The organism is Pseudorhodoplanes sp., assembly GCA_032027085.1.
In the GTDB taxonomy this organism is placed as follows: Bacteria; Pseudomonadota; Alphaproteobacteria; order Rhizobiales; family Xanthobacteraceae; genus Pseudorhodoplanes.
Genome location: JAVSMS010000001.1, coordinates 65,490 through 86,678, shown reverse-complemented (window position 1 = coordinate 86,678; position 21,189 = coordinate 65,490). Strand labels below are relative to the sequence as shown.

Below are 21,189 nucleotides of genomic sequence, written 5' to 3'. Positions count from 1 at the left end.
ACGTTTGCGGGCTTCGTATAATAACTGCCTGTGCGCGTGCCGTGTATGCTTGCGCACTGTAGTCGCCAACGGTTCGTGTTTGCGCGCCCGACGTGCCAGCAAGGATCAAAACGACAAAAGCGGAAGCGAGAGTCAATCTTCCTGTCATTTTTTACGCTCCTGATCGATCGAGATGCGGCGCTCACAGGCTAGCCATGTGTGGGCGCGTTATGACGCGATCAAGAGTTTGGACGATGCCTTTGGTTTAGCGATTCGAACACAATCAATTGAAGTTCAGCGAGTTACCATTTTCCGTGGATTACCAAAATGCGCACTGAGCGCCCGAGCGAAAATCGCCGGGCGTTGGCCCGGCGATCAGCGTGCGATGTCTGTTGCCCTTACTTCCGTTTCAAGATGGCGTCGAAACTCCAGGGTCCGGCGCCTGCGGCGGCGATGTAAAGGAACACGAAGCAGTAGAGGACCGCGAGTTCGCCGGCATTGGCGATCGGGTAAAATCCGCGCGGCGCATGCGCGATGAAATAGGCAAAGGCCGTCATGCCGGATGCGAGGAACGCAACCGGCCGGGTGAACAGGCCGATGACCAGCAGCACCCCGCCGATAAGTTCGATAATCCCTGCAATCCAGCTCAGACTGAAGGCCGGAAGTTCGCCATCTGCTGGATGTACGGAATGCCAAGGAACTTTGCCGTCCCGTGCTGCAGGAACAGCAGCCCGGACATGATCCGAAGAACGCTCAACAGGCGCGGTACCCATACCGCGCAAATGTCGTTTATTGCCATCCCGTGAAATCATCGCTCTTTGAGTCCCTGATTGTTGACCGGCACGCATTTCATGCAACGGCAGTTCGGTCACCTATGTGACAACGCTCTCGGATCACAACTGCGTGTGGTGAAAGCCAATGCACAAAAAAATCGCCGGGCGAAGGCCCGGCGATTTTTCTTCAACCAAGAGAGTAGTTGTCAGCGCCACTCTACCTTCTTTACTTCATAGGCCTTGGCTCCGCCGGGCGTGACCACTTCCACGCTCGCGCCTTTGGCCTTGCCGATCAGGGCGCGCGCCAGTGGCGAGGCGATGGAGATGCGGCCCGACTTGGCGTCTGCTTCCGGTTCGCCGACGATCTGCCACACCCTTTTCTCCTCGGTGTCTTCGTCGATCAGCGTCACGGTGGCGCCGAACTTGACGGTGTCGCCCGACAGCTTGGAGACGTCGATCACTTCGGCGCGCGCGAGCTTGTCCTCAAGTTCGGCGATGCGGCCTTCATTCAGCGATTGCTGCTCCTTGGCGGCGTGATACTCGGCATTCTCCGAGAGATCCCCGTGCGTGCGCGCCTCGGTGATCTGCTGGATGATGCGAGGACGCTCCACCTGCTGGCAGTGCTTCAATTCTTTTTCGAGCGCGGTATAACCCGCCGCGGTCATCGGAATCTTTTCCATCGTCTTTCAACCTCCAGCCCGGCGCGCCGGAACAGTGACGCCGGGAGAAAGAGACAAAGGGTCTGATCGCAGGCCGGCGGATTACGACGGCACGCGACCAAAACCCTTGTCCAAAAACAACCGTCACCAACTGCCGGAACGTCGTGAAGTTTCAGTTCCGGCCGCCGAAATAGCTCTGCAGCGCTCTCACCTCGAGGTCGCCCCCGAGGAAGGCTTTAATTCCTTGCGCCGCGGCGACGGCTCCGGAAAGAGTGGTGTAGTAAGGCACTTTATGCAAGAGGGCAGCGGCTCGGAGGGACTTGGAATCCTTCAAGGCCTCCGCCCCCTCGGTGGTGTTGAAAACGAGCTGAACCTCGCCGTTTTTGATGGCGTCCACGATATGTGGGCGTCCTTCCAGCACTTTATTGATCTTGGTGGCCGGAAGCCCCTTTTCGGTCAGGTAGCGCAGGGTGCCGGACGTTGCGATCACCTTGAAGCCCAAATCGATCAGAAGCCGCAGCGAATCAAGGATCCGAGGCTTGTCGGCATCCCGCACCGACACGAAAACCGTCCCGGATCGCGGGACCCGGGAACCGGCGCCGAGCTGGCTCTTGGCGAAGGCGATGGCAAAAGACCTGTCCAATCCCATCACTTCACCGGTCGATTTCATTTCCGGCCCCAGCACGGTGTCGACGCCGGGGAAGCGGGCGAAGGGAAAAACGGCTTCTTTCACCCCGACATGGTCAATTTTTGCCGGCTTAAGGTTGAAATCCTTCAGCGTCTCACCCGCCATGATACGGGACGCGACCTTGGCGACTGGCCAGCCCACGACCTTGGCGACAAAGGGCACGGTGCGCGAGGCGCGCGGATTGACCTCCAGCACGTACACGTCGGAATTCTTGATCGCGTATTGCACGTTCATCAGCCCGCCGACATTCAGCGCCAGCGCCAGCGCCCTGGTCTGGCGCTCCAGTTCGGCGATCGTCTTCTGATCGAGTGAATGCGGCGGCAGTGCGCAGGCGGAGTCGCCGGAATGGATGCCGGCCTCCTCGATATGCTCCATGATGCCGGCGATGAAGGCGTCCTTGCCATCGGCGAGACAATCGACGTCGACTTCGATCGCATCCGAGAGATAGCGGTCGAGCAGGAGCGGGCGCTTCTTCGACACCACGAGTTCGGAGGGCCGGTCGAGATCGCCCGCCAGCCGCGCCAGATAGCGGTCGAGCTGATGGGTGTCGTGCACGATCTCCATCGCGCGTCCGCCCAGCACGTAAGACGGACGGATCACGATCGGAAAGCCCATCTGCTCGGCGATGGTGCGCGCTTCCTTCGGCGAGGTTGCGATGGCGTTCTGCGGCTGCTTCAGCCCGAGCTTGTCGAGCAGGGTCTTGAAGCGGTCGCGGTCTTCCGCCAGATCGATGGCGTCGGGCGAGGTGCCGAGGATGGGCACATGCGCCTTCTCAAGCGCTTCGGCGAGTTTCAATGGCGTCTGCCCGCCGAACTGCACGATCACGCCGTGAAGCGTGCCTTTTGAGCGCTCGACATCGATAATCTCGATCACGTCTTCCGCGGTCAGCGGTTCGAAATACAGGCGATCCGAGGTGTCGTAGTCGGTCGACACCGTTTCCGGATTGCAGTTGATCATGATGGTCTCATAGCCGGCTTCGTCGAGTGCGAAGCAGGCGTGACAGCAGCAATAGTCGAATTCGATGCCCTGTCCGATGCGGTTCGGGCCGCCGCCGAGGATGACAACTTTCTTGCGATCGGAGGGCGCGGCTTCGCTCACCGGCTTGCCGGCAAAGGGCGCTTCATAGGTCGAATACATATAGGCGGTGGGCGAAGCGAACTCGGCCGCGCAGGTGTCGATGCGCTTGTAGACCGGCCGCACATCGAGCGCGCGGCGCTTCTTGCTGACATCGTCGGCGGAAAGGCCGGTGAGCTTGCCGAGCCGCGCATCCGAAAACCCCATGGCCTTCAGGCGCCGCAGCGCGCCGGGCGTCGCCGGCAGGCCTTTCGCCTTGATCTGCGCTTCCATCTCCACGATGCCGCGGATCTGCGCCAGGAACCAGGGATCGATCTTGCAGCTCGCATGGATCTGCTCATCATCAATCCCCAGCCGCATCGCCTGCGCGACCTTCAGCAGGCGGTCAGGCATCGGCGTGCCGAGCGCGGCACGGATCGCATTCTTGTCGTCGCCCTGGCCGAGGCCTTCAATGGCGATCTCGTCGAGCCCGTTGAGGCCGGTCTCCATCGAGCGCAAGGCCTTCTGCAAGGATTCCTGGAAGGTGCGGCCGATCGCCATCGCTTCACCGACCGACTTCATTGAGGTGGTCAAGAGCGGCTCGGCGCCGGGGAATTTCTCGAAGGCGAAGCGCGGAATCTTGGTGACGATGTAATCGATGGTTGGTTCGAACGAGGCTGGTGTCGCGCCGCCGGTGATGTCGTTGGCGATCTCGTCCAGCGTGTAACCGACGGCGAGCTTGGCCGCGACTTTCGCGATCGGGAAACCGGTCGCTTTCGAGGCCAGTGCCGACGAGCGCGAGACGCGCGGATTCATCTCGATGACGATCAGCCGACCGTTTTCCGGATTGACCGCGAACTGCACGTTCGAGCCGCCGGTCTCCACCCCGATCTCGCGCAAAACCGCGATCGAGGCGTCGCGCATGATCTGGTATTCCTTGTCGGTCAGCGTCAGGGCCGGTGCGATGGTGATCGAGTCGCCGGTATGCACGCCCATCGGATCGAGATTCTCGATCGAGCAGATGATGATGCAGTTGTCGTTCTTGTCGCGAACAACCTCCATCTCGAATTCCTTCCAACCGAGCACCGATTCCTCGATCAGCACCTCGTTGGTCGGCGAGGCGTCGATTCCGCCTTCGACGATGTCGATGAATTCCTGCCGATTATAGGCGATGCCGCCGCCGGTGCCGCCGAGCGTGAAGCTCGGGCGGATGATCGCCGGCAGACCGATGTCTTCCAGCGCCTTCAGCGCGTCGGCGAGCGTCTTCACATGATGCGAGCGCGGCGTGTTGAGGCCAATCTTCTCCATTGCCTCGCGGAACAGTTCGCGGTCTTCCGCCTTGTCGATGGCTTCCGCGGTGGCGCCGATCATCTGCACGTTGAACTTGTCGAGCACGCCCATCTTCTTGAGCGACAGCGCGCAGTTGAGCGCGGTCTGTCCGCCCATGGTCGGCAACAGGGCGTCCGGGCGTTCCTTTTCGATGATCTTGGCGACGATCTCCGGCGTGATCGGCTCGATATAGGTGGCGTCGGCGAGATCGGGGTCGGTCATGATCGTCGCCGGGTTCGAATTCACCAGCACGATCCGGTAGCCTTCTTCCTTCAGCGCCTTGCAGGCCTGGGTGCCGGAATAGTCGAACTCGCAGGCCTGCCCGATGACAATCGGGCCGGCGCCGATGATCAGGATGGATTTGATGTCTGTTCGTTTAGGCATCGGCTCCGCTTGCCACTCGATCATCATTCCGGGACGGTCCACCCGAGCTCGGTTTACCCGAGATCAGGCAATCCGCACTGCTCAAGTCGGCGGCGGCCGAATTGAGTGGACCGGACCCCGGAACCCAGATGCAAGCACGCACTTGGCGTCTGGATTCCAGGTTCGCGCTGCGCTCGCGTCCCGGAATGACGGGACAGAGCACCACCGCGCATAAAAAAAGGGCGCGCGTTGCGCGCGTCCTTGGACCCCGGCGGCGGGTTTTCCCCGCGCGGGGCGTCTTTAGACCAGAATCGGAGGGGTGGGAAGGGTGAGCGGCCGTGGTATTCGCAACTTTCGCGTGGAATATGCGTTGGTTGCGGGACCGAACCCGCTCCATGCCCCGAAAGAAGCCCTCAAAAATACCACTCTGGCTGTCGGCCGCGGCGCTGGCCGGCGTGACCGGCCTCGCCCTCTTGCTGGAACGTCAGCCGCGACGAAGTCCGGGGGAGGCGCGCGACGCAGGCCCGTTTGGAGGGGCTTCGTCCCGCGACGCGCCGCGGCATGTGCAGGCAAGGCGGGCGCGCCAGCCGGGACGTGGTCGCTTCGCCCGCTCGCCCTGGGCCATTCCCTGGCGCGGCTGGAAGGACATCTTCTGGCGCACCTATGAGGAGTTCGGCAATGACCGGCTGCTTGCAGTTGCAGCGGGCGTCGTCTTCTACGGCCTGCTCGCGATCTTTCCGGCGGTGACCGCTCTGGTGTCGTCTTATGGTCTGTTCGCCGATGCTGCAACCGTCGGCCGTCATCTGACATTCGCGGCGGCGCTGATGCCGGAAGGCGCGTTCGGGATCGTGGAGGAACAGATCAATCGCATCGCCGCGCAAGGCGGGGGCGGTTTGAGCCTCGGATTCATCTTCGGACTGGGGCTGGCGATCTGGAGCGCCAATGCCGGCATGAAGGCGATCATGGACGCGCTCAACGTCATCTACGACGAAGAGGAGAAGCGCAGCTTCATCAAGCTCAACCTGATGTCGCTGGCGCTCACGCTCGGCGCGCTTGCGTCTCTGCTGATCGCGATCGGCTCGGTCATTGTTTTCCCGCTGATGCTCAACTGGTTGGGGCTGGGCGGCGCGGTGGAATGGACCATCGCGGTGCTGCGGTGGCCGGCCCTGCTGTTTGTGGTGATGTTCGGTCTCGCAATTCTCTATCGCTTCGGACCAAGCCGCCGTGAAGCGCGCTGGCAATGGCTCAGCATCGGTGCCGTACTCGCGACGCTGTTGTGGCTCACCGGCTCGCTGCTGTTCTCATGGTATTTGTCGAACTTCGCCGACTACAACGCGACCTATGGCTCGCTCGGCGCCGGCATTGGCTTGATGATGTGGCTGTGGCTGTCGACGATTTCGATCCTGCTTGGCGCCGAGTTGAATTCGGAGATCGAACACCAGACGGCGCGGGACTCGACCGTCGGCGGCGACAAGCCGCTCGGCCGGCGCGGCGCTGCGATGGCGGACACGGTCGGGAAGGCGCAGCGATAGTTATCGCTTGGCGAGATCACCAAAGCGGCGACCGGTCAGCCGCGCCAGGTCATCGTCGGCGCTCAGGCGGAATACGGCCGCGGTGCGGGTGCTGACATCGATCGCGACGATTTCGAATCCCGGGTCGAGCAGATCCTGCACGCGGCGGGCGCCCGGCGCGCACGGGGTTCATTGGGCCACAAAGGTCATGCGGGTTTGCAGGTGCCCGATATTCACCTTGGCGCGGGTCGCGGAAAATCCGGCGGCTTTCAGCTTGGCCAGCATGTCCGCTTCCGCATAGCGGGTAAGGCCGGCATCCTTGCGCAGCTTCGAATAGTCGGAGAGCGCGGTCTTGAACAAGCCGATCACCGCCGCGGTGAAGAAGCCCTCGCGCGCGCCAAAGCGCAGCAACGCCAGCGCATCCTTCCAGGCCGGCGTATCGGGCTGCACGACATCGCCGACGATCAACCGCCCGCCCGGACGCAGCAGGCGGCGAAACAGCAGGAATAGCTCGTCGGCCAGGGAGGGCGAGAGATATTGTGACACCGAATGCAGGATCACGACGTCGAGCGACAAATCCGGCAGAGCCGCGGCCTGTTCGGGTGTCAGCACGGAAATCTTCTTGTTGTGCGCAACGCGCAGGCCAAGGCGTTCGCGCAAGTTCGGCGCCGCTTCGCACAGCATCAGCGCACCGGCGCTGCCGCCGAGGCGTTCGGCATAGGCAGCTTCGCCGCAGCCATAGTCGAGCACGGCGTCGCCTTTGCTGATATAGGCAAGCATGCCGTCGCCGGTGATGCGCGCATGCACCTGCTTGTGCCGCGCATTCACGTAGATGGAATGCTCGGAATCGAAGAAGGAAATCCAGTCGGCCATAGCCACGGCCCTTCCGTTGTCATCGCCCGGGCGACCCAGCAAGCACACTCTGCTCAGCGTTTGCTGGATGCCCCATCACAAGTTGGCTCGAGCCGACGTGTGTAACTGTAAATCCGATCTCCGGTAACCCGAGATCGGGCGCGGGGCTTGACGACTTGTTTGTTGAGCGGCAGCCAACGCCTAATCCTTGTATTCTTCGTCCATAATGCGCGCCTGTGGCAATTCCCGCTCCAGCGCCTCGCGGTATTTGAGGCAGCCGCGCAGGAATTTCGGCCAGGGCGGCACGGCGACGTCCGGGTCGATACGCTCCGGCAGCAATCCCCAGAGCTGCGGATGATGCCAGCACAGATCGTGTCCGCTCGAGTCGCGATGCGCGCGGATGCCGGCGCGCAGACGTTTCACCTCGGCAATGAGCTGGTCCCGGCTCATGCCGTGCAGGTCGTCGTCCATCGCAGGCCTCCGTGTCCGGTGCCTTCACGGGTCAATCGCGCCACAATCTCAACAGCGGCCCGTCCTTGCCGTAGACGGGATCGGTTTCCGGCAGCGGAACCGTCGGTATGACGCCCAGCGCCTTTTCGCGTTCGGCCTTGCTGCCGCGGCAGAGATCGAACCTGCCACCTTTTGGATAGGCGCCAATTACGACGAGGTCGGGCGAATTCCACAAGCATTGGTGCCCGGTGCCGGCGGGCAGGATCGCGACATCGCCCGGCCCGAGATCAAGCTCCTCGCCATTGTCGCCGCCGAAGCGCACCTTGGCGCGCCCGCGCGCGATGGCGAGCCCTTCATGGATCTGCGAATGATAGTGGACGTAGGGATAAATGCCGTTGCGCCAGCTATCGCCCCAGGCGTTGCCTGTGAACATCTGCTCGACCGTCTCTTCCGGATAGGCGGTGCCGGAGAGGTTGATCGCCGCCGGAAATACCACGAGCGGAAGCGTCGGGTTGTTGGGGATCACGCCGTCGTCCTGAAACAGGAAGGTCAGCGGCTTGGATTGACGGGCAGACATTCGCAAACAGGCCTCACTCAGCACCGGCATTACCCGAAGGCATTTAACATCATCTTTATCAAATGCCGTCGATTGCACAGGTTCCGCGCGGAATGACCGTGGCTTCGGCCGTCACCTCTCCCCAGGGGAGGTGACGCATCATGCCCGCTTGTGCTCGCGCATCAAATCGGCGAAGCGGCGGAAGAGATAATGTGAATCGCGCGGGCCGGGCGAGGCTTCCGGGTGATATTGCACGGAGAAGACCGGCTTGTCCTTGAGCGCGATGCCGGCATTGGAGCCGTCGAACAGCGACACATGCGTCTGCTCGACATTCTTCGGCAGTGAATCCTTATCCACCGCGAAGCCGTGATTCATCGAGGTGATCTCCACCTTGCCGGTGGTGAGATCCTTCACCGGGTGGTTGGCGCCGTGATGGCCCTGATGCATCTTCATCGTCGTGCCACCGAGCGCGATGCCGAGCATCTGGTGGCCGAGACAGATGCCGAAGGTCGGCACATTCCTGTCGATGACGTCGCGGATGACGGGCACCGCGTATTTTCCCGTCTCCGCCGGATCGCCGGGACCGTTGGAGAGGAAGACGCCGTCCGGCTTCAGCGCCATGATGTCTTCGGCGGAGGTCTGCGCCGGCACGACGGTGACTTTGCAGCCGACATCGGCAAGCAGGCGCAGGATGTTGCGTTTCACGCCGTAATCGACCGCGACCACGTGGAATTCGGTCTTGTCCTGCCGCGTGTAGCCATTGGTCATGTCCCAGGGCTTTTCGTCCCAGGTGAAGCGCTGGCCGGTCGTCACCATCGGCACGAGGTCCATGCCGACAAGGCCCGGCCATTCGCGCGCTTCTGTCTTGAGCGTTTCGATGTCGAACTTGCCGGACGGCTCATGCGCGATCACCGCGTTGGGCATGCCCTTTTCGCGAATGAGCGCGGTCAGCGCGCGGGTATCGAGGCCGCACAGCCCGACAATGCCGCGCGCCTTCAGCCATTGGTCGAGATGGCGCGTGGCGCGGTAGTTCGACGGGTCGGTGATCTGCGCGTTGAGGATGACGCCGCGCGCGCCCGGCGTCGCCGCCATGTTCACCGTCTCGATATCGTCTTCATTCGTGCCGACATTGCCGATATGCGGGAAGGTGAAGGTGATGATCTGACCGGCATAGGAGGGGTCGGTGAGGATTTCCTCATAACCCGTCATCGCCGTGTTGAAGCAGACTTCGCCCACCGCGGAGCCGGTGGCACCGAAGCCGAAGCCTTCCAGGATGGTGCCGTCGGCCAGCACGAGCAGCGCCGTGGCCTTGGGCTCGGACCAGGCTGAATCGTCTTGTTTGGGGCTCATAAGGGGCCTAGATAACGTCGAGTCCGGCGAGCGTCAAAGTGCTTTGCCGGATTTTTCTTGGAGCGCGGCGGAGGCCGGATTTGCAGTCGATCGCGGCATATATTGCGGCCGCTTTGGCGGAAATTGCCGGCTGTTTCGCGTTCTGGGCCTGGCTGCGGCTGGACAAGCCGGCATGGTGGCTCATTCCAGGGCTCGGATTTCTGGCGTTATTCGCCTATTTACTGACATTGGTGGAAACAGACGTCGCCGGCCGCGCCTATGCGGCCTATGGCGGCGTCTATATCGCCGCTTCGCTCGGCTGGCTCTGGGCGGTGGAGGGCACGCGGCCCGACCGCTGGGACGCCATCGGCGCTGCCATTTGCTTGATCGGGGCCGCGGTCATTCTGTTCGGCCCTCGCACACAAACATTATGAGGTCACCGTGCTGCGCGACGACATCAACAACGCCCTGAAAGAGGCGATGAAGGCGAAGGAGGAGCGCAAGATTTCAACGCTCCGCCTCGTCAACTCCACCTTCAAGAATGCCGATATCGAAGCGCGCGGTTCCGGCAAGACCTTGTCCGACGCCGACCTTCTTTCAGTGCTGCAGAAGATGATCAAGCAGCGCCAGGAATCGAAGGAGCTTTATGAGAAGGGCGGCCGTCCCGAGCTCGCGCAGCAGGAGGCCGAGGAGATCGCGATCATCCAGTCCTATCTGCCTAAGCAGATGTCCGACGCCGAAATGGCCAAGGCCATCGACGACGCGATCAAGGAAACCGGCGCCGCCGGCATGAAGGATATGGGCAAGGTGATCGGCGCCCTGCGCGGCAAATATGCCGGCCAGATGGATTTCGGCAAGGCGAGCGGGATCGTGAAAGGCAAACTCGGCGGGTGACCTCGCGTCAGACCGGCAACCCGAATTTCGCGCAGGCCGAACAATCACCTATAGGTGATCGCCAACTGTGACCGGCCTCACAGACCGGATTGGACGGACATCGCAATCTTCTAAAACGTGCGGCCAGCATTCGCTGGCGTCCGCGCGCATAAGAACAGGAGAGGACGATGGGAAAAGTTGCAGCCTTTCTCTACGGTGTCGTCGCCTACACGATCTTTCTCGCCAGCTTCGTCTATGCCATCGGCTTTGTGACCGGCATTGCGGTGCCAAAGGCGATCGATGATGGGCCGGTCGTGCCTCTCCTGGAAGCGCTCGTCGTCAATCTGGTGCTGCTGTCGATCTTCGCGCTCCAGCACAGCGTGATGGCGCGCAAGCCGTTCAAGCGTTGGTGGACCCGATTCGTGCCGAAGCCGATCGAGCGGCCGACCTATGTGCTGCTGGCAAGCCTCGCACTGGCATTGCTGTTCTGGCAATGGCGGTCGATGCCTGACGTCGTCTGGCAGGCAAATAACCCGGCCGTTGCGACGGCGCTTGTCGGCCTGTCGTTGCTCGGCTGGATGATCGTGCTGCTCTCGACCTTCATGATCAACCATTTCGAACTGTTCGGGCTGCATCAGGTGATGACGCATCTTGCCGGCAAGCGCATGCCGGCGGCGCAGTTCAAGACGCCCGGCTTCTACAAGCTGGTGCGGCACCCGATCTACCTCGGATTCATCATCGCCTTCTGGGCGACACCGGTGATGACGCAGGGGCATCTGCTGTTCGCCACGGTCACGACGGCCTACATCCTTATCGGCATCATGCTCGAGGAACGCGACCTGACGGCAACGTTCGGCGATGACTACCGCCGCTATCGGGACCGCGTATGGATGCTGGTGCCGCTCTGGCGCAAGGCGCCGGGGCACGACCCGCTTACGCGCGACCGGCCCGCGCGATCGCGTCCATGATCAGCTTCTCGGCGCCCTCGGCGTCGAGCCAGCGCACGATGGTCACCCACTTGCCTTTTTCCAGGTCCTTGTAGTGCTGGAAAAAGTGCGCCATCTGCTCGCACATGATCGGCGGCAAATCACGATAGCTCTGCACCCCTTTGTAGAAGGGGTGCAGGTCGTCGACCGGCACGGCGAGGATTTTCTCGTCGCCCCCCGCTTCGTCTTCCATCACCAGCGCGCCGACCGGCCGGCAGCGGATCACCGCGCCCGGCACCACCGGCACCTGGCTCACCACCAGGATGTCGCAGGGATCGCCGTCGGCGGAGAGCGTGTGCGGGATGAAACCGTAATTGCCGGGATAGAACATCGCGGTGTGCAGGAAGCGGTCGACGAACAGCGCGCCTGAATCCTTGTCGATCTCGTATTTCACCGGCACGCCGCCGAGCGGAATCTCGATCACCGCGTTGACGTCTTTCGGCGGGTTTTTCCCGACCGGAATCTGGCGAATATCCATGATGACCTCTCGATGATGACTCGCTGCCCTTTATGCCGTCTTTAATATGTGCCTGCGGCAAAGCTCCCGGTATCGCCGATCGTGACTTGTAAATTCGCCGCAAATTCGCCGCTTGCGCAAGATCAATACCGCACGCCGCAAAAGGACGATAAGAACGCATGCGAGCAGGTACCGGGGGCCTCCTGATGCATTCTTGTGGCGGGAAGCCGCCTCGTTCTGGATTGTTACGGAGCTGAAACGTGCGCGCGAGTCATATTCTCACCGCCCTCATCGCTCTGGCGATCGTGGCAGGGTCGTGGTGGTGGCTGAAGCGTGGCCCTGAGGTTTCCGCGATTGCGCCGGCACGCGGCACCGCGGCCGAGATCGTCTATGCCACCGGCGCGGTGCAGCCGGTTCGCTGGGCCAAGGTCACAAGCCTGATCCGTCAGCGCATCATCGAGATTTGCGATTGCGAGGGGCGCCACGTGAAGCGTGGCGAGGTGCTCGCGCGCCTCGACGACAAGGAGATTCGCGCGCAATTGCATGAGTTGAAAGCGCGCGAGGAATTTGCCAAAGCCGAGGTTTCGCGCACCACCGAACTGATCGCACGCGGCGCCACCACGACGCAGGCGCACGAAAAGGTGCTGACGGAACTGCGCCAGGTGCAGGGCTTGCTCACCGTCCTGCGCGAACGTGTCGATCAATACACCATCGTCTCGCCGATCGATGGCGAAGTACTGCGCAAGGACGGCCGCGTGGGCGAGATCGTCGAAGCGGGCACAATCCTGTTTCGCGTCGGCGTGCCCAAGCCGCTCGAGGTGGAAGCCGAGGTGAACGAAGAGGATATTCCGCGCGTCGCGGTCGGTCAGCTCGTGCTGTTCCGCACTGACGCTTTTCCCGGCCGGCGCATCGAAGGCAAGGTGCGCGAGATCACGCCGATGGGCGATCCGGTTGCCAAGACCTATCGCATCAAGATTAACCTGCCCGATGACACGCCATTGCGCATCGGCATGAGCGTGGAAGCCAACGTTATCACCCGCGAGAAAGAGAACGCGCTGCTGATTCCCGCCGATGCGCTGCAGGGCTCGCATGTTTTCGTCGTGAACGGCCATGTCGCGCGCCGGCGCGAGGTGAAGATCGGAATTCGCGGCACGCGCGCTGTGGAAATTCTCGACGGCCTCACCGAAAAGGATCGCGTGATCTCTCCGGTCAGCGCCGCGGTGACCGACGGCGGACGCGTGCGTCCGGTGTCGCAATGAACCTGATCCTCGACATCGCCTTCACGCATGTGCGCTCGCGGGCGCGGCAGACGCTTGTGGCGGTGGCCGGCGTCGCGACAGGCGTCGGCTTCTCGATCATGATGGCCTCGCTGATGGTCGGTTCGCAGAACGACTTCATGCGCCAGCTCATCGACGCGCTTCCGCATATCGCAGTCTCGGACGAGCGGCGTAACCCGCCGCCGCAGCCGGCGGGCGCCTTGTTTGAAGCGGCCGAGTTTCACGGATTGCGGCCGGAGGAGCGCCGCAAGGGCATCAAGAATCCGCTGGCCATCATGGCCAATCTGGAAGGCTGGATGCCGGGCGCGGTAGCACCCTCGGTCAGGACGCAAGGGATCGTGCGCTATGCCAACCGCGATGTCGCGGTGAGCATCACCGGCATTGACCCGCAGCGCGAGCCGCGCGTCTCCGCTCTCCCGAAGCATATGCGCAATGCCACCATTGCCTCGCTCTACACCGCGAACAACGCAATCATTCTCGGCGACCGTCTGGCTGAGAAGCTTGGCGCGCGGATCGGCGCCAACATCACCATTCAGACCAGTGAGGGCGTCAATCTCGGCGCGCATGTGGTGGGCCTCTTCCATTCCGGCGTCCGTCAGGTCGACGAGTCGAACGCCTATGTGTTGCTGAAAACCGCGCAAATTCTGTCCAATCAGACCGGGCTGATCAACGAATTGCGCATCCGAGTGACCGATCCGATGGCGGCGGGCGAGGTGGCGCAACGCATCGAGCGGCAGAGCGGCTACAAATCGGTGTCCTGGCAGGAGGCGCACGAGGATCTGCTGTCCGGCTTCGTGATCCGCAACATCATCATGTACACGGTGGTCGGCGCCATTCTCCTGGTGGCGAGTTTCGGCACCTACAACATCATTTCCACCATCACTCACGAGAAGGCGCGCGACATCGCCATCATGAAATCGCTCGGCCTGAGCGAGCGTACCGTGCGCACGATCTTCGTGATCGAGGCGCTGATCATCGGGCTGGCCGGCGCGCTGGCCGGATTCGTGCTTGGCTTTCTGCTCTGCCAGGCGCTCGGGTCGATCGAGATCAGGAGCCCGTTCATGGACGCCAACCGCCTGCCGCTGGTCTATGAACCGCTGCATTATCTGATCGCGGGCGGCGTGGCATTGGTGTCCTCCTTCGCCGCCGGCTATTCGCCGGCACGCAAGGCGGCGCGCGTTCACCCCGTCGACATCATCCGGGGAGCGACATGAGTAGCGACGTCCTGATCGAGGCGCGCGACGTCACCCGCATCCTGCCGGGCATCGTGCCGGTGACCCTGGTGCATGACATCGACCTCGTGGTGCGGGAGAAGGAATTCGTCGCCATCACCGGTCCGTCGGGCTCCGGCAAGTCGTCGCTTCTCTATCTGCTCGGCTTGCTCGACATGCCGACATCCGGCGAAGTGCTGATCCGCGGACAGGCCACGGTCAGCATGGCGGAAAGCGAGCGCGCCCGCACACGACTCGCCGAGCTTGGCTTCGTGTTCCAGTTTCACTTTTTGCTGCCGGAATTCTCCGCGCTCGGAAACGTCATGCTGCCGATGCGCGCGCTGCGCAGCCTCACGCCCAGACAGATGGAAGATCGCGCGGCCGATCTGCTCGCCTCGTTCGGGCTGGCCGATCACATGCACAAGCGGCCCGACCAGATGTCGGGCGGCCAGCGCCAGCGCGTGGCGGTGGCGCGCGCGCTCGCCAACGATCCGCCGGTGGTGCTGGCGGACGAGCCGACCGGTTCGCTTGATTCCGTCTCCAGCGAACAGGTCTTCCAGATTTTGCGCGACCTCGTCGACCAGCGCGGCAAGACCGTGGTCGCGGTGACGCATGATCTCGAACTGGCCGCGCGCATGGACCGCCGTGTAAATCTGGTGGATGGCGGGATCGTGCAGGATCAGCAGGTCGCGGCGTCGATGGGGTGAGGCGTCCAGTGTCCGCCTTGACGTGAGCGGTCGTTCGTTGCCTTCCGGGAGGTAAAGCCGCAGCCGTTGCACCCTGTGGAAAACCGGGAAACCGGGCAAAACCCTTGTCTCGCAAGCCTTTTTTTGCCGCCCGCGCAACCCGCCATCATCGGCGGCTATGATTGTGCTATGGCCCCGATTCGCACCCGGCCGAAAACCCAAACATGCGCTTTCCGCCCCAGTTTCTTGACGAACTGCGTTCCCGCCTCCCGGTCTCGGAGGTGGTGGGGCGGCGTGTGAAGCTGAAGAAAAGCGGCCGCGAATTTTCCGGCCTTTCGCCCTTCAACAAGGAGAAGACGCCCTCGTTCTTCGTCAATGACCAGAAACAGGCGTGGTTTGATTTCTCTTCCGGCAAGAATGGCAGCATTTTCGATTTTGTGATGCTCACCGAAGGCGTCACTTTTCCGGAGGCGGTGGAGCGCCTTGCCGGCCTTGCCGGCCTGCCATTGCCAAAAGTCTCGCGCGAGGAGGTGCAGCGCGACGAACGCCGCAAGACCCTGCATGACGTGGTCGAACTCGCGGCGAAGTTTTTCGAGAGCACGCTGCAGTCCCGCGCGGGCGCGAAGGCGCGCGGCTATCTCGCCGATCGCGGCATCGCGCCGGCGACGCAAGTGAAATTCCGCATCGGCTATGCGCCGAACGAACGCTTCGCGCTGAAGGAACATCTCGGCGCGCAGGGCGTACCTGTCGAGGACATGATCGAGACAGGCCTCCTGATCGCGGGCGATGACATTCCGGTGCCGTATGATCGCTTCCGCGACCGCGTGATGTTCCCGATCACCGACTGGCGCGGCCGCGTCATCGCCTTCGGCGGACGCGCGCTCGAGAAAGATGTGCCGGCAAAATATCTGAACTCGCCGGAGACCCCGCTCTTTCACAAGGGGGCGATCCTTTATAACGGCGCTGCCGCGCGGCAGGCATCGCATGCAGACGCGCAGATCATCGCGGTCGAAGGCTATATCGACGTGATCGCGATGGTGACGGCGGGCTTTCCGGCGACGGTCGCGCCGCTCGGCACCGCGCTCACCGAGGAGCAACTCGGCTTTCTCTGGAAGATGGCGGACGAGCCGACCCTCTGCTTCGACGGCGACAAGGCCGGACGTAGAGCAGCCTATCGCGCGCTCGATCTTGCTTTGCCGAAACTTCTTCCCGGCAAGAGCCTGAAATTCGCCCTGCTGCCGGAAGGGCAGGACCCCGACGATCTCGCACGTTCGGGCGGGCGCGATGCGATTGCGGAAGTGTTGGCGAGTGCGCGTCCGCTCGCCGACATGCTGTGGATGCGCGAGACAGAGAGCGCGAGTTTCGACACGCCGGAGCGCCGTGCCGCTTTGGAAGCGCGCATGAACGATGTGGTCGCGGCGGTTGGCAATGAAACCGTGCGGCGCTACTACAAGCAGGACATGGACCAGCGGGTCCGCTCCCTGTTTTCGCCGGTGAGGCCGTTCTCGCGCGACCGTAATGCAGGCGGCTTTGGCGGCCCGGCGCGGCGCGGTCCGGTCGGGGACTGGAAGCGCGGCATGCGCCATCGCGACCCGCTCGCGACGCCGTCGCCGCGGCTGGGCCAGAGCCCGATGGTGCGAGGCTTCAAGAGCGCCATCCCGCCACGCGAGGCGCTGATCTTGCTGGCGGTGATCCGCCATCCCTGGCTCCTGGAAACCCATGCCGAGGAATTTGCCGAACTCGAATTCCTGCATCCGGACGCCGATCAGCTCCGGAAGGCTGTCTTGGAGGCCGGATCGCACGAGACGCATCCGGATGCGGAGCAGTTGCAGGAAGCGCTGAGGCGGCGTGGCCTTCAGCCCCTGTTGGTGCGGGTCCAGGCCGCCATCACCCATGCCTCGGACTGGCCGGCCCAGGAGGGCGCCGCCGAGGTCGACGTCGCCCAATGGTGGGACCACGTTGTTACCTTGCATCGCAAGAAGCGCACGCTAAATAGGGAGCTCAAAGACGCGGAACGCGCGCTGGGGGAGGAACCCAGCGAGGCGAATTTGGCGTGGCTCCGGGACGTACAGAGCAGACTCGCAGCCCTCGAGGGAACCGAGGCGCTGATCGAGGGCTTTGGCGCCTCCTCCGGGCGATTGTCATTTCGGGGCGTTTGATGCGTTTTTTCGGGAATTTCGGCCCTTTTTCCGGACAGGACAGGGTTAATCGGGGCTTAATAGGCTCCGGTCACAACGGGTATCTTGAGTCGGCGGGCCACCGCCAATCTGGCTGCGGTTCAGCCTCGGGCCATCTTCCCTCTGCATAGGGTAGGGGATGGTTGTTGCGGCGGGGGTCCCGTCGCGGGAGAGAGACTTCTATGCCAAGCAAGAGCGCAGCCAAGCTGAAGGCCAAAGGCGCAACGTCGGGCACAAGCGGCAAGTCCGCCAAACCGGCGGCCAAAAGTGCTGCCAAGCTACAGAGCAAGAGCCCGGCCAAGGCATCGGCCAAGGACAAGGCGCGGTCCAAGACCTTGCCGCGGTCCGCTCCATCCAAGTCTTCCACTGCCAAGTCGTCCGCTGCCAAGCCTTTTGCCGCCAAGCCTGCTGCCAAAGCTCCGGCCAAGAACACTGTCAAAAACGCCCAGAAGGACATGAAGAGCACCGTGAAAAACGCCGCCAAAGCAGACGCCGAACGCGCCGCCATTCCGCTCAAGGCCAAGGCCGGTCAGGGCAAGGAGGAGGGAACGGAGAAGGACGCCGAGGCGACCCCCGATACGCCATTGCCGCTGCTCGATCTTTCCGATGCCGCCGTCAAAAAGATGATCAAGCAGGCGAAGAAGCGCGGCTACATCACCTACGAACAGCTCAACCAGGTCATGCCTTCGGAGGAAGTCACCTCCGAGCAGATTGAAGACACGCTCTCGATGCTCTCGGAAATGGGCATCAACGTCGTCGAGCAGGACGACGCCAACGACGAGGATGGCGAGAAGGAAGAGGACGACGACGACGAGGGCGGCGAGCTGGTGGAAGTCACCGCCAAGCCGCTGGCGACCACCGAGAAGAAAGAGCCGTCCGAGCGCACCGACGATCCCGTTCGCATGTATCTGCGCGAAATGGGTTCGGTCGAGCTCTTGTCGCGCGAAGGCGAGATCGCCATTGCCAAGCGCATCGAGGCCGGCCGCGAGGCGATGATCGCCGGTCTCTGCGAAAGCCCGCTCACCTTCCAGGCCATCATCATCTGGCGCGACGAGCTGAACGAAGGAAAAGTCTTCCTGCGCGACATCATCGATCTGGAAGCGACCTATGCCGGCCCCGACGCCAAGCTCCCGGCGCCCGTTGGTCCCGACGGGCAGCCGCTGCCGCAGCCCAATGGCGGCGACGGTGCGGTTGCCTCGCCGCCGACTGCGCCGGCGCAGCCGCAGGCTTTCAAGCCGGGACCTGCCGCCGACGATGCCGAGGAGAAGGATCCGGCCGAGGCCGCGGCAGAAGCCGACATGGAAGACGACGAGTTCGAGAATTCGCTCTCACTCGCCGCGATCGAGGCCGAGCTGAAGCCGAAAGTGCTCGAGACCTTCGACACCATCGCCAACGAATACAAGCGGCTGCGCCGTCTGCAGGACCAGGACATCGAGTTCCGTCTGAAGAACGAGTCGCTCTCGCCGGCGCAGGAGCGCAAATACAAGAAGATCAAGGAAGAGATCATCGTCGCGGTGAAGTCGCTGCGGCTGAACCAGCAGCGCATCGATGCGCTTGTCGAGCAGCTCTACGACATCAACAAGCGTCTGGTCGGCTATGAAGGCCGCCTGCTGCGCCTGTCGGAAAGCCACGGCGTCGCGCGCGACGAATTTCTGAAGAATTATTTCGGCTCCGAGCTCGATCCGCGCTGGCTCAACCGCGTCTCCAAGCTCTCGGCGAAGGGATGGAAAAATCTCATCGCCAAGGACAAGGAGAAGGTGAAGGCAATCCGCGGCGAGATCCACACGCTCGCCGCCGAGACCGGGCTCGAGATCGGCGAATTCCGCAAGATCGTGCATTCGGTGCAGAAGGGCGAGCGCGAGGCGCGCCAGGCGAAGAAGGAAATGGTGGAGGCGAACCTGCGCCTCGTCATCTCCATCGCCAAGAAATACACCAATCGCGGCCTGCAATTCCTCGACCTGATCCAGGAAGGCAATATCGGCCTGATGAAGGCGGTCGACAAATTCGAATATCGCCGCGGCTACAAGTTCTCGACCTACGCCACGTGGTGGATCCGCCAGGCGATCACCCGTTCGATCGCCGACCAGGCGCGCACCATCCGCATTCCGGTGCACATGATCGAGACGATCAACAAGATCGTGCGCACCAGCCGCCAGATGCTGAACGAGATCGGCCGCGAGCCGACGCCGGAAGAGCTTGCCGAAAAGCTCGGCATGCCGCTGGAGAAGGTGCGCAAGGTTCTGAAAATCGCCAAGGAGCCGCTCTCGCTCGAGACGCCGATCGGCGATGAGGAAGATTCGCACCTCGGCGATTTCATCGAGGACAAGAACGCGGTGCTGCCGATCGACGCCGCGATCCAGTCGAACCTGCGCGAGACCACGACCCGCGTCCTCGCTTCGCTCACCCCGCGCGAGGAGCGCGTCTTGCGCATGCGCTTCGGCATCGGCATGAACACCGACCATACGCTCGAGGAAGTCGGCCAGCAATTCTCGGTGACGCGCGAACGCATCCGCCAGATCGAGGCGAAGGCGCTGCGGAAACTGAAGCATCCGTCAAGGTCGCGCAAGCTGCGCTCGTTCCTCGACAACTGACCTCTATCCATCGGTCGTCCCCGCGCAAGCGGGGACCATACGCGCCGCGCTCAGACATGAGCGCGGCGTTTGTGTTTCTTAGTCGAACACCACCACGCCGCGCAAATTCCTCCCGGCGTCGAGATCGGCATAGCCGCGGTTGATGTCGTCGAGCGCATAGGTGCGGGTGATCAATTCACGCAGCTTCAGCGCCCCGGTGCGGTAGAGCCGCAGCAATTCGGGCACCTGCAGCCGCGGGCTCTGGAAGCCATAGACCGCGCCCATCACCGCCTTCTGCGTCGCGAACAATTCCAGCGGCGGAATGTCGATATGGGTCACCGTGTCGGGCGTGATCGCGGTGACCACCACATTGCCGGCCTTCTGCGTGGCGCGGAAGGCGGGCAGGAGCGTCGCCGGCGGATCGATGCAGACGAAGGCGTGATTGACGCCGATGCCGCCGGTCAGCTCCAGCACCGCGCGGGTCAGCGCCTCGCCCTGCGCGTTGAGCGTGTGGGTGGCGCCGAAGCCGCGCGCCCAGTCGAGTTTCGCGGGCACGAGATCGGCGGCGATGATGGTCGCGGCCCCGCACAGGCGCGCGCCCTGCACCACATTCATGCCGTCGCCGCCGCAGCCGACCACCAGCACGCTGTCGCCTTCTTTCACCCTGGCGCGGTGGCGCGCGGCGCCCACCCCGGCCGGCACGCCGCAGGCGACCAGCGCGGCGAGATCGAGCGGCACGTCCTTCTCGATCACCAGCACCGAGGCGGCGTCGACCACCGTGCGCTCGGCGAAGCCGCCGATCATGCAGAAGGCGCCGGTCTCGCGCCCCTCGCCGTCGCGCCGGCGATAGCTGCCGTCGAGCTGCGGGCCCTGCGTGATGCGCGGCCCCTCCGCGCACAGATGGTGCAGGCCCTGCGCGCACCAGCGGCAGCGCCCGCAGCCGGGGATGAAGGTGAGCACGACGTGATCGCCGGGCGCGATGCCGGTCACGGCCGCGCCCACGGCCTCGACAATGCCGGCCGCCTCGTGCCCGAGCACCATCGGCGTCATGCCGACGCGCCGCTCCCCGCGCATGACATGCAGGTCGGTGCGGCAGAGGCCGACCGCCTTCACCTTCACCAGCACTTCGCCGGCGCGCGGCGGATCGAGCGTGATCGGCTCGACCGACAGCGGCGCGCCGATCTCGCGGAACAAAGCGGCGGACGTGATCATGCTGGGCTTATGGCAAGCGCCCGCTGCGGCGGCAAGGCGCGCGAACGGAAAGCACCGTTGCGTGCGCAAACGCGTCGCAAACGCGGACCCCACCGGCGCGGGCCTGTGACAGCCGCGCAGCTGAGGGCCACGCCGCAGGGCGATGAAGGCTCATTGCTCCAGGTCACACAGGGGCGAAAGCCCGGCTTGTGCGGAAAA

The 21,189-nt window shown here is 63.2% G+C and carries 18 protein-coding genes and 1 pseudogene; 9 read left to right on the top strand and 10 right to left on the bottom strand.

The window, feature by feature from the left end; genetic code table 11:
• Positions 1–377: 377 nt before the first annotated feature.
• The 3 genes and pseudogenes from RO009_00440 to carB form a co-directional block, all read right to left on the bottom strand.
• Positions 378–778: pseudogene (locus RO009_00440) on the bottom strand (DoxX family protein).
• A gap of 180 nt (positions 779–958) precedes the next feature.
• Positions 959–1,432: a transcription elongation factor GreA gene (greA, locus tag RO009_00435; GenBank protein ID MDT3683496.1), complete on the bottom strand. Its 474-nt coding sequence runs from the start codon at positions 1,430–1,432 to the stop codon at positions 959–961.
• Positions 1,433–1,583: 151 nt separating this feature from the next.
• Positions 1,584–4,865: a carbamoyl-phosphate synthase large subunit gene (gene carB, locus RO009_00430; protein MDT3683495.1), complete on the bottom strand. Its 3,282-nt coding sequence runs from the start codon at positions 4,863–4,865 to the stop codon at positions 1,584–1,586.
• 374 nt (positions 4,866–5,239) lie between these two features.
• Here carB and RO009_00425 point away from each other — a divergent pair, with 374 nt between their 5' ends.
• Positions 5,240–6,376 carry a YihY/virulence factor BrkB family protein gene (locus RO009_00425; GenBank protein ID MDT3683494.1) on the top strand — a complete coding sequence of 379 codons (1,137 nt, stop codon included), beginning with the start codon at positions 5,240–5,242 and terminating at the stop codon, positions 6,374–6,376.
• On the opposite strand, the gene RO009_00420 is transcribed toward RO009_00425, so the two are convergent.
• The 5 genes from RO009_00420 to carA form a co-directional block, all read right to left on the bottom strand.
• Complete coding sequence (locus RO009_00420) at positions 6,377–6,517, bottom strand: hypothetical protein (protein MDT3683493.1); 141 nt, start codon at positions 6,515–6,517, stop codon at positions 6,377–6,379.
• Between the two features lie 27 nt (positions 6,518–6,544).
• The gene (locus RO009_00415; GenBank protein MDT3683492.1) at positions 6,545–7,228 is read right to left on the bottom strand and encodes a methyltransferase domain-containing protein; all 684 of its coding nucleotides are present in this window, start codon (positions 7,226–7,228) and stop codon (positions 6,545–6,547) included.
• Between the two features lie 180 nt (positions 7,229–7,408).
• Positions 7,409–7,678, bottom strand: a complete 270-nt coding sequence (locus tag RO009_00410; GenBank protein MDT3683491.1) for a hypothetical protein — start codon at positions 7,676–7,678, stop codon at positions 7,409–7,411.
• A 31-nt stretch (positions 7,679–7,709) separates the two neighbouring features.
• On the bottom strand, positions 7,710–8,234 hold the full coding sequence (locus RO009_00405) for a cupin domain-containing protein (GenBank protein MDT3683490.1): 525 nt from the start codon (positions 8,232–8,234) through the stop codon (positions 7,710–7,712).
• A 138-nt stretch (positions 8,235–8,372) separates the two neighbouring features.
• Positions 8,373–9,563: a glutamine-hydrolyzing carbamoyl-phosphate synthase small subunit gene (gene carA / locus RO009_00400; GenBank protein ID MDT3683489.1), complete on the bottom strand. Its 1,191-nt coding sequence runs from the start codon at positions 9,561–9,563 to the stop codon at positions 8,373–8,375.
• Positions 9,564–9,643: 80 nt separating this feature from the next.
• Between carA and RO009_00395 the strand changes: the two genes are divergently transcribed.
• The 3 genes from RO009_00395 to RO009_00385 all read left to right on the top strand — a co-directional run bounded on the left by RO009_00395 (position 9,644) and on the right by RO009_00385 (position 11,383).
• A complete protein-coding gene (locus tag RO009_00395) occupies positions 9,644–9,976 on the top strand; it encodes a YnfA family protein (protein MDT3683488.1) in 333 nt (110 codons plus the stop codon).
• A 7-nt stretch (positions 9,977–9,983) separates the two neighbouring features.
• On the top strand, positions 9,984–10,436 hold the full coding sequence (locus RO009_00390) for a GatB/YqeY domain-containing protein (protein ID MDT3683487.1): 453 nt from the start codon (positions 9,984–9,986) through the stop codon (positions 10,434–10,436).
• 167 nt (positions 10,437–10,603) lie between these two features.
• Complete coding sequence (locus tag RO009_00385) at positions 10,604–11,383, top strand: isoprenylcysteine carboxylmethyltransferase family protein (GenBank protein ID MDT3683486.1); 780 nt, start codon at positions 10,604–10,606, stop codon at positions 11,381–11,383.
• Here the strand turns inward: RO009_00385 and ppa are convergent.
• Positions 11,349–11,879, bottom strand: coding sequence for an inorganic diphosphatase (gene ppa / locus RO009_00380; GenBank protein MDT3683485.1), 531 nt, complete (start codon positions 11,877–11,879; stop codon positions 11,349–11,351). The genes RO009_00385 and ppa overlap by 35 nt on opposite strands.
• 239 nt (positions 11,880–12,118) lie before the next feature.
• On the opposite strand from ppa, the gene RO009_00375 reads away from it, so the two are divergent.
• The 5 genes from RO009_00375 (at position 12,119) to rpoD (ending at position 19,800) form a co-directional block, all read left to right on the top strand.
• Positions 12,119–13,117 carry an efflux RND transporter periplasmic adaptor subunit gene (locus RO009_00375; protein ID MDT3683484.1) on the top strand — a complete coding sequence of 333 codons (999 nt, stop codon included), beginning with the start codon at positions 12,119–12,121 and terminating at the stop codon, positions 13,115–13,117.
• Positions 13,114–14,349 carry an ABC transporter permease gene (locus RO009_00370; GenBank protein ID MDT3683483.1) on the top strand — a complete coding sequence of 412 codons (1,236 nt, stop codon included), beginning with the start codon at positions 13,114–13,116 and terminating at the stop codon, positions 14,347–14,349. The genes RO009_00375 and RO009_00370 overlap by 4 nt, the downstream gene beginning before the upstream one ends.
• Positions 14,346–15,053: an ABC transporter ATP-binding protein gene (locus tag RO009_00365; protein ID MDT3683482.1), complete on the top strand. Its 708-nt coding sequence runs from the start codon at positions 14,346–14,348 to the stop codon at positions 15,051–15,053. The genes RO009_00370 and RO009_00365 overlap by 4 nt, the downstream gene beginning before the upstream one ends.
• A gap of 203 nt (positions 15,054–15,256) precedes the next feature.
• On the top strand, positions 15,257–17,191 hold the full coding sequence (dnaG, locus tag RO009_00360; GenBank protein ID MDT3683481.1) for a DNA primase: 1,935 nt from the start codon (positions 15,257–15,259) through the stop codon (positions 17,189–17,191).
• 524 nt (positions 17,192–17,715) lie between these two features.
• Complete coding sequence (rpoD, locus tag RO009_00355; protein MDT3683480.1) at positions 17,716–19,800, top strand: RNA polymerase sigma factor RpoD; 2,085 nt, start codon at positions 17,716–17,718, stop codon at positions 19,798–19,800.
• A 78-nt stretch (positions 19,801–19,878) separates the two neighbouring features.
• Here rpoD and RO009_00350 read toward each other — a convergent pair whose 3' ends face one another.
• Complete coding sequence (locus RO009_00350; GenBank protein ID MDT3683479.1) at positions 19,879–20,991, bottom strand: Zn-dependent alcohol dehydrogenase; 1,113 nt, start codon at positions 20,989–20,991, stop codon at positions 19,879–19,881.
• Between the last annotated feature and the right edge of the window lie 198 nt (positions 20,992–21,189).

What these genes read in the sequence shown, in the direction of transcription:
- greA (MDT3683496.1), bottom strand. Translation starts at nt 1,432, where the DNA reads ATGGAAAAGATTCCGATGACCGCGGCGGGTTATACCGCGCTCGAAAAA.
- carB (MDT3683495.1), bottom strand. Translation starts at nt 4,865, where the DNA reads ATGCCTAAACGAACAGACATCAAATCCATCCTGATCATCGGCGCCGGC.
- RO009_00425 (MDT3683494.1), top strand. Translation starts at nt 5,240, where the DNA reads ATGCCCCGAAAGAAGCCCTCAAAAATACCACTCTGGCTGTCGGCCGCG.
- RO009_00415 (MDT3683492.1), bottom strand. Translation starts at nt 7,228, where the DNA reads ATGGCCGACTGGATTTCCTTCTTCGATTCCGAGCATTCCATCTACGTG.
- RO009_00410 (MDT3683491.1), bottom strand. Translation starts at nt 7,678, where the DNA reads ATGGACGACGACCTGCACGGCATGAGCCGGGACCAGCTCATTGCCGAG.
- RO009_00405 (MDT3683490.1), bottom strand. Translation starts at nt 8,234, where the DNA reads ATGTCTGCCCGTCAATCCAAGCCGCTGACCTTCCTGTTTCAGGACGAC.
- carA (MDT3683489.1), bottom strand. Translation starts at nt 9,563, where the DNA reads ATGAGCCCCAAACAAGACGATTCAGCCTGGTCCGAGCCCAAGGCCACG.
- RO009_00385 (MDT3683486.1), top strand. Translation starts at nt 10,604, where the DNA reads ATGGGAAAAGTTGCAGCCTTTCTCTACGGTGTCGTCGCCTACACGATC.
- ppa (MDT3683485.1), bottom strand. Translation starts at nt 11,879, where the DNA reads ATGGATATTCGCCAGATTCCGGTCGGGAAAAACCCGCCGAAAGACGTC.
- RO009_00370 (MDT3683483.1), top strand. Translation starts at nt 13,114, where the DNA reads ATGAACCTGATCCTCGACATCGCCTTCACGCATGTGCGCTCGCGGGCG.
- RO009_00365 (MDT3683482.1), top strand. Translation starts at nt 14,346, where the DNA reads ATGAGTAGCGACGTCCTGATCGAGGCGCGCGACGTCACCCGCATCCTG.
- dnaG (MDT3683481.1), top strand. Translation starts at nt 15,257, where the DNA reads ATGCGCTTTCCGCCCCAGTTTCTTGACGAACTGCGTTCCCGCCTCCCG.
- RO009_00350 (MDT3683479.1), bottom strand. Translation starts at nt 20,991, where the DNA reads ATGATCACGTCCGCCGCTTTGTTCCGCGAGATCGGCGCGCCGCTGTCG.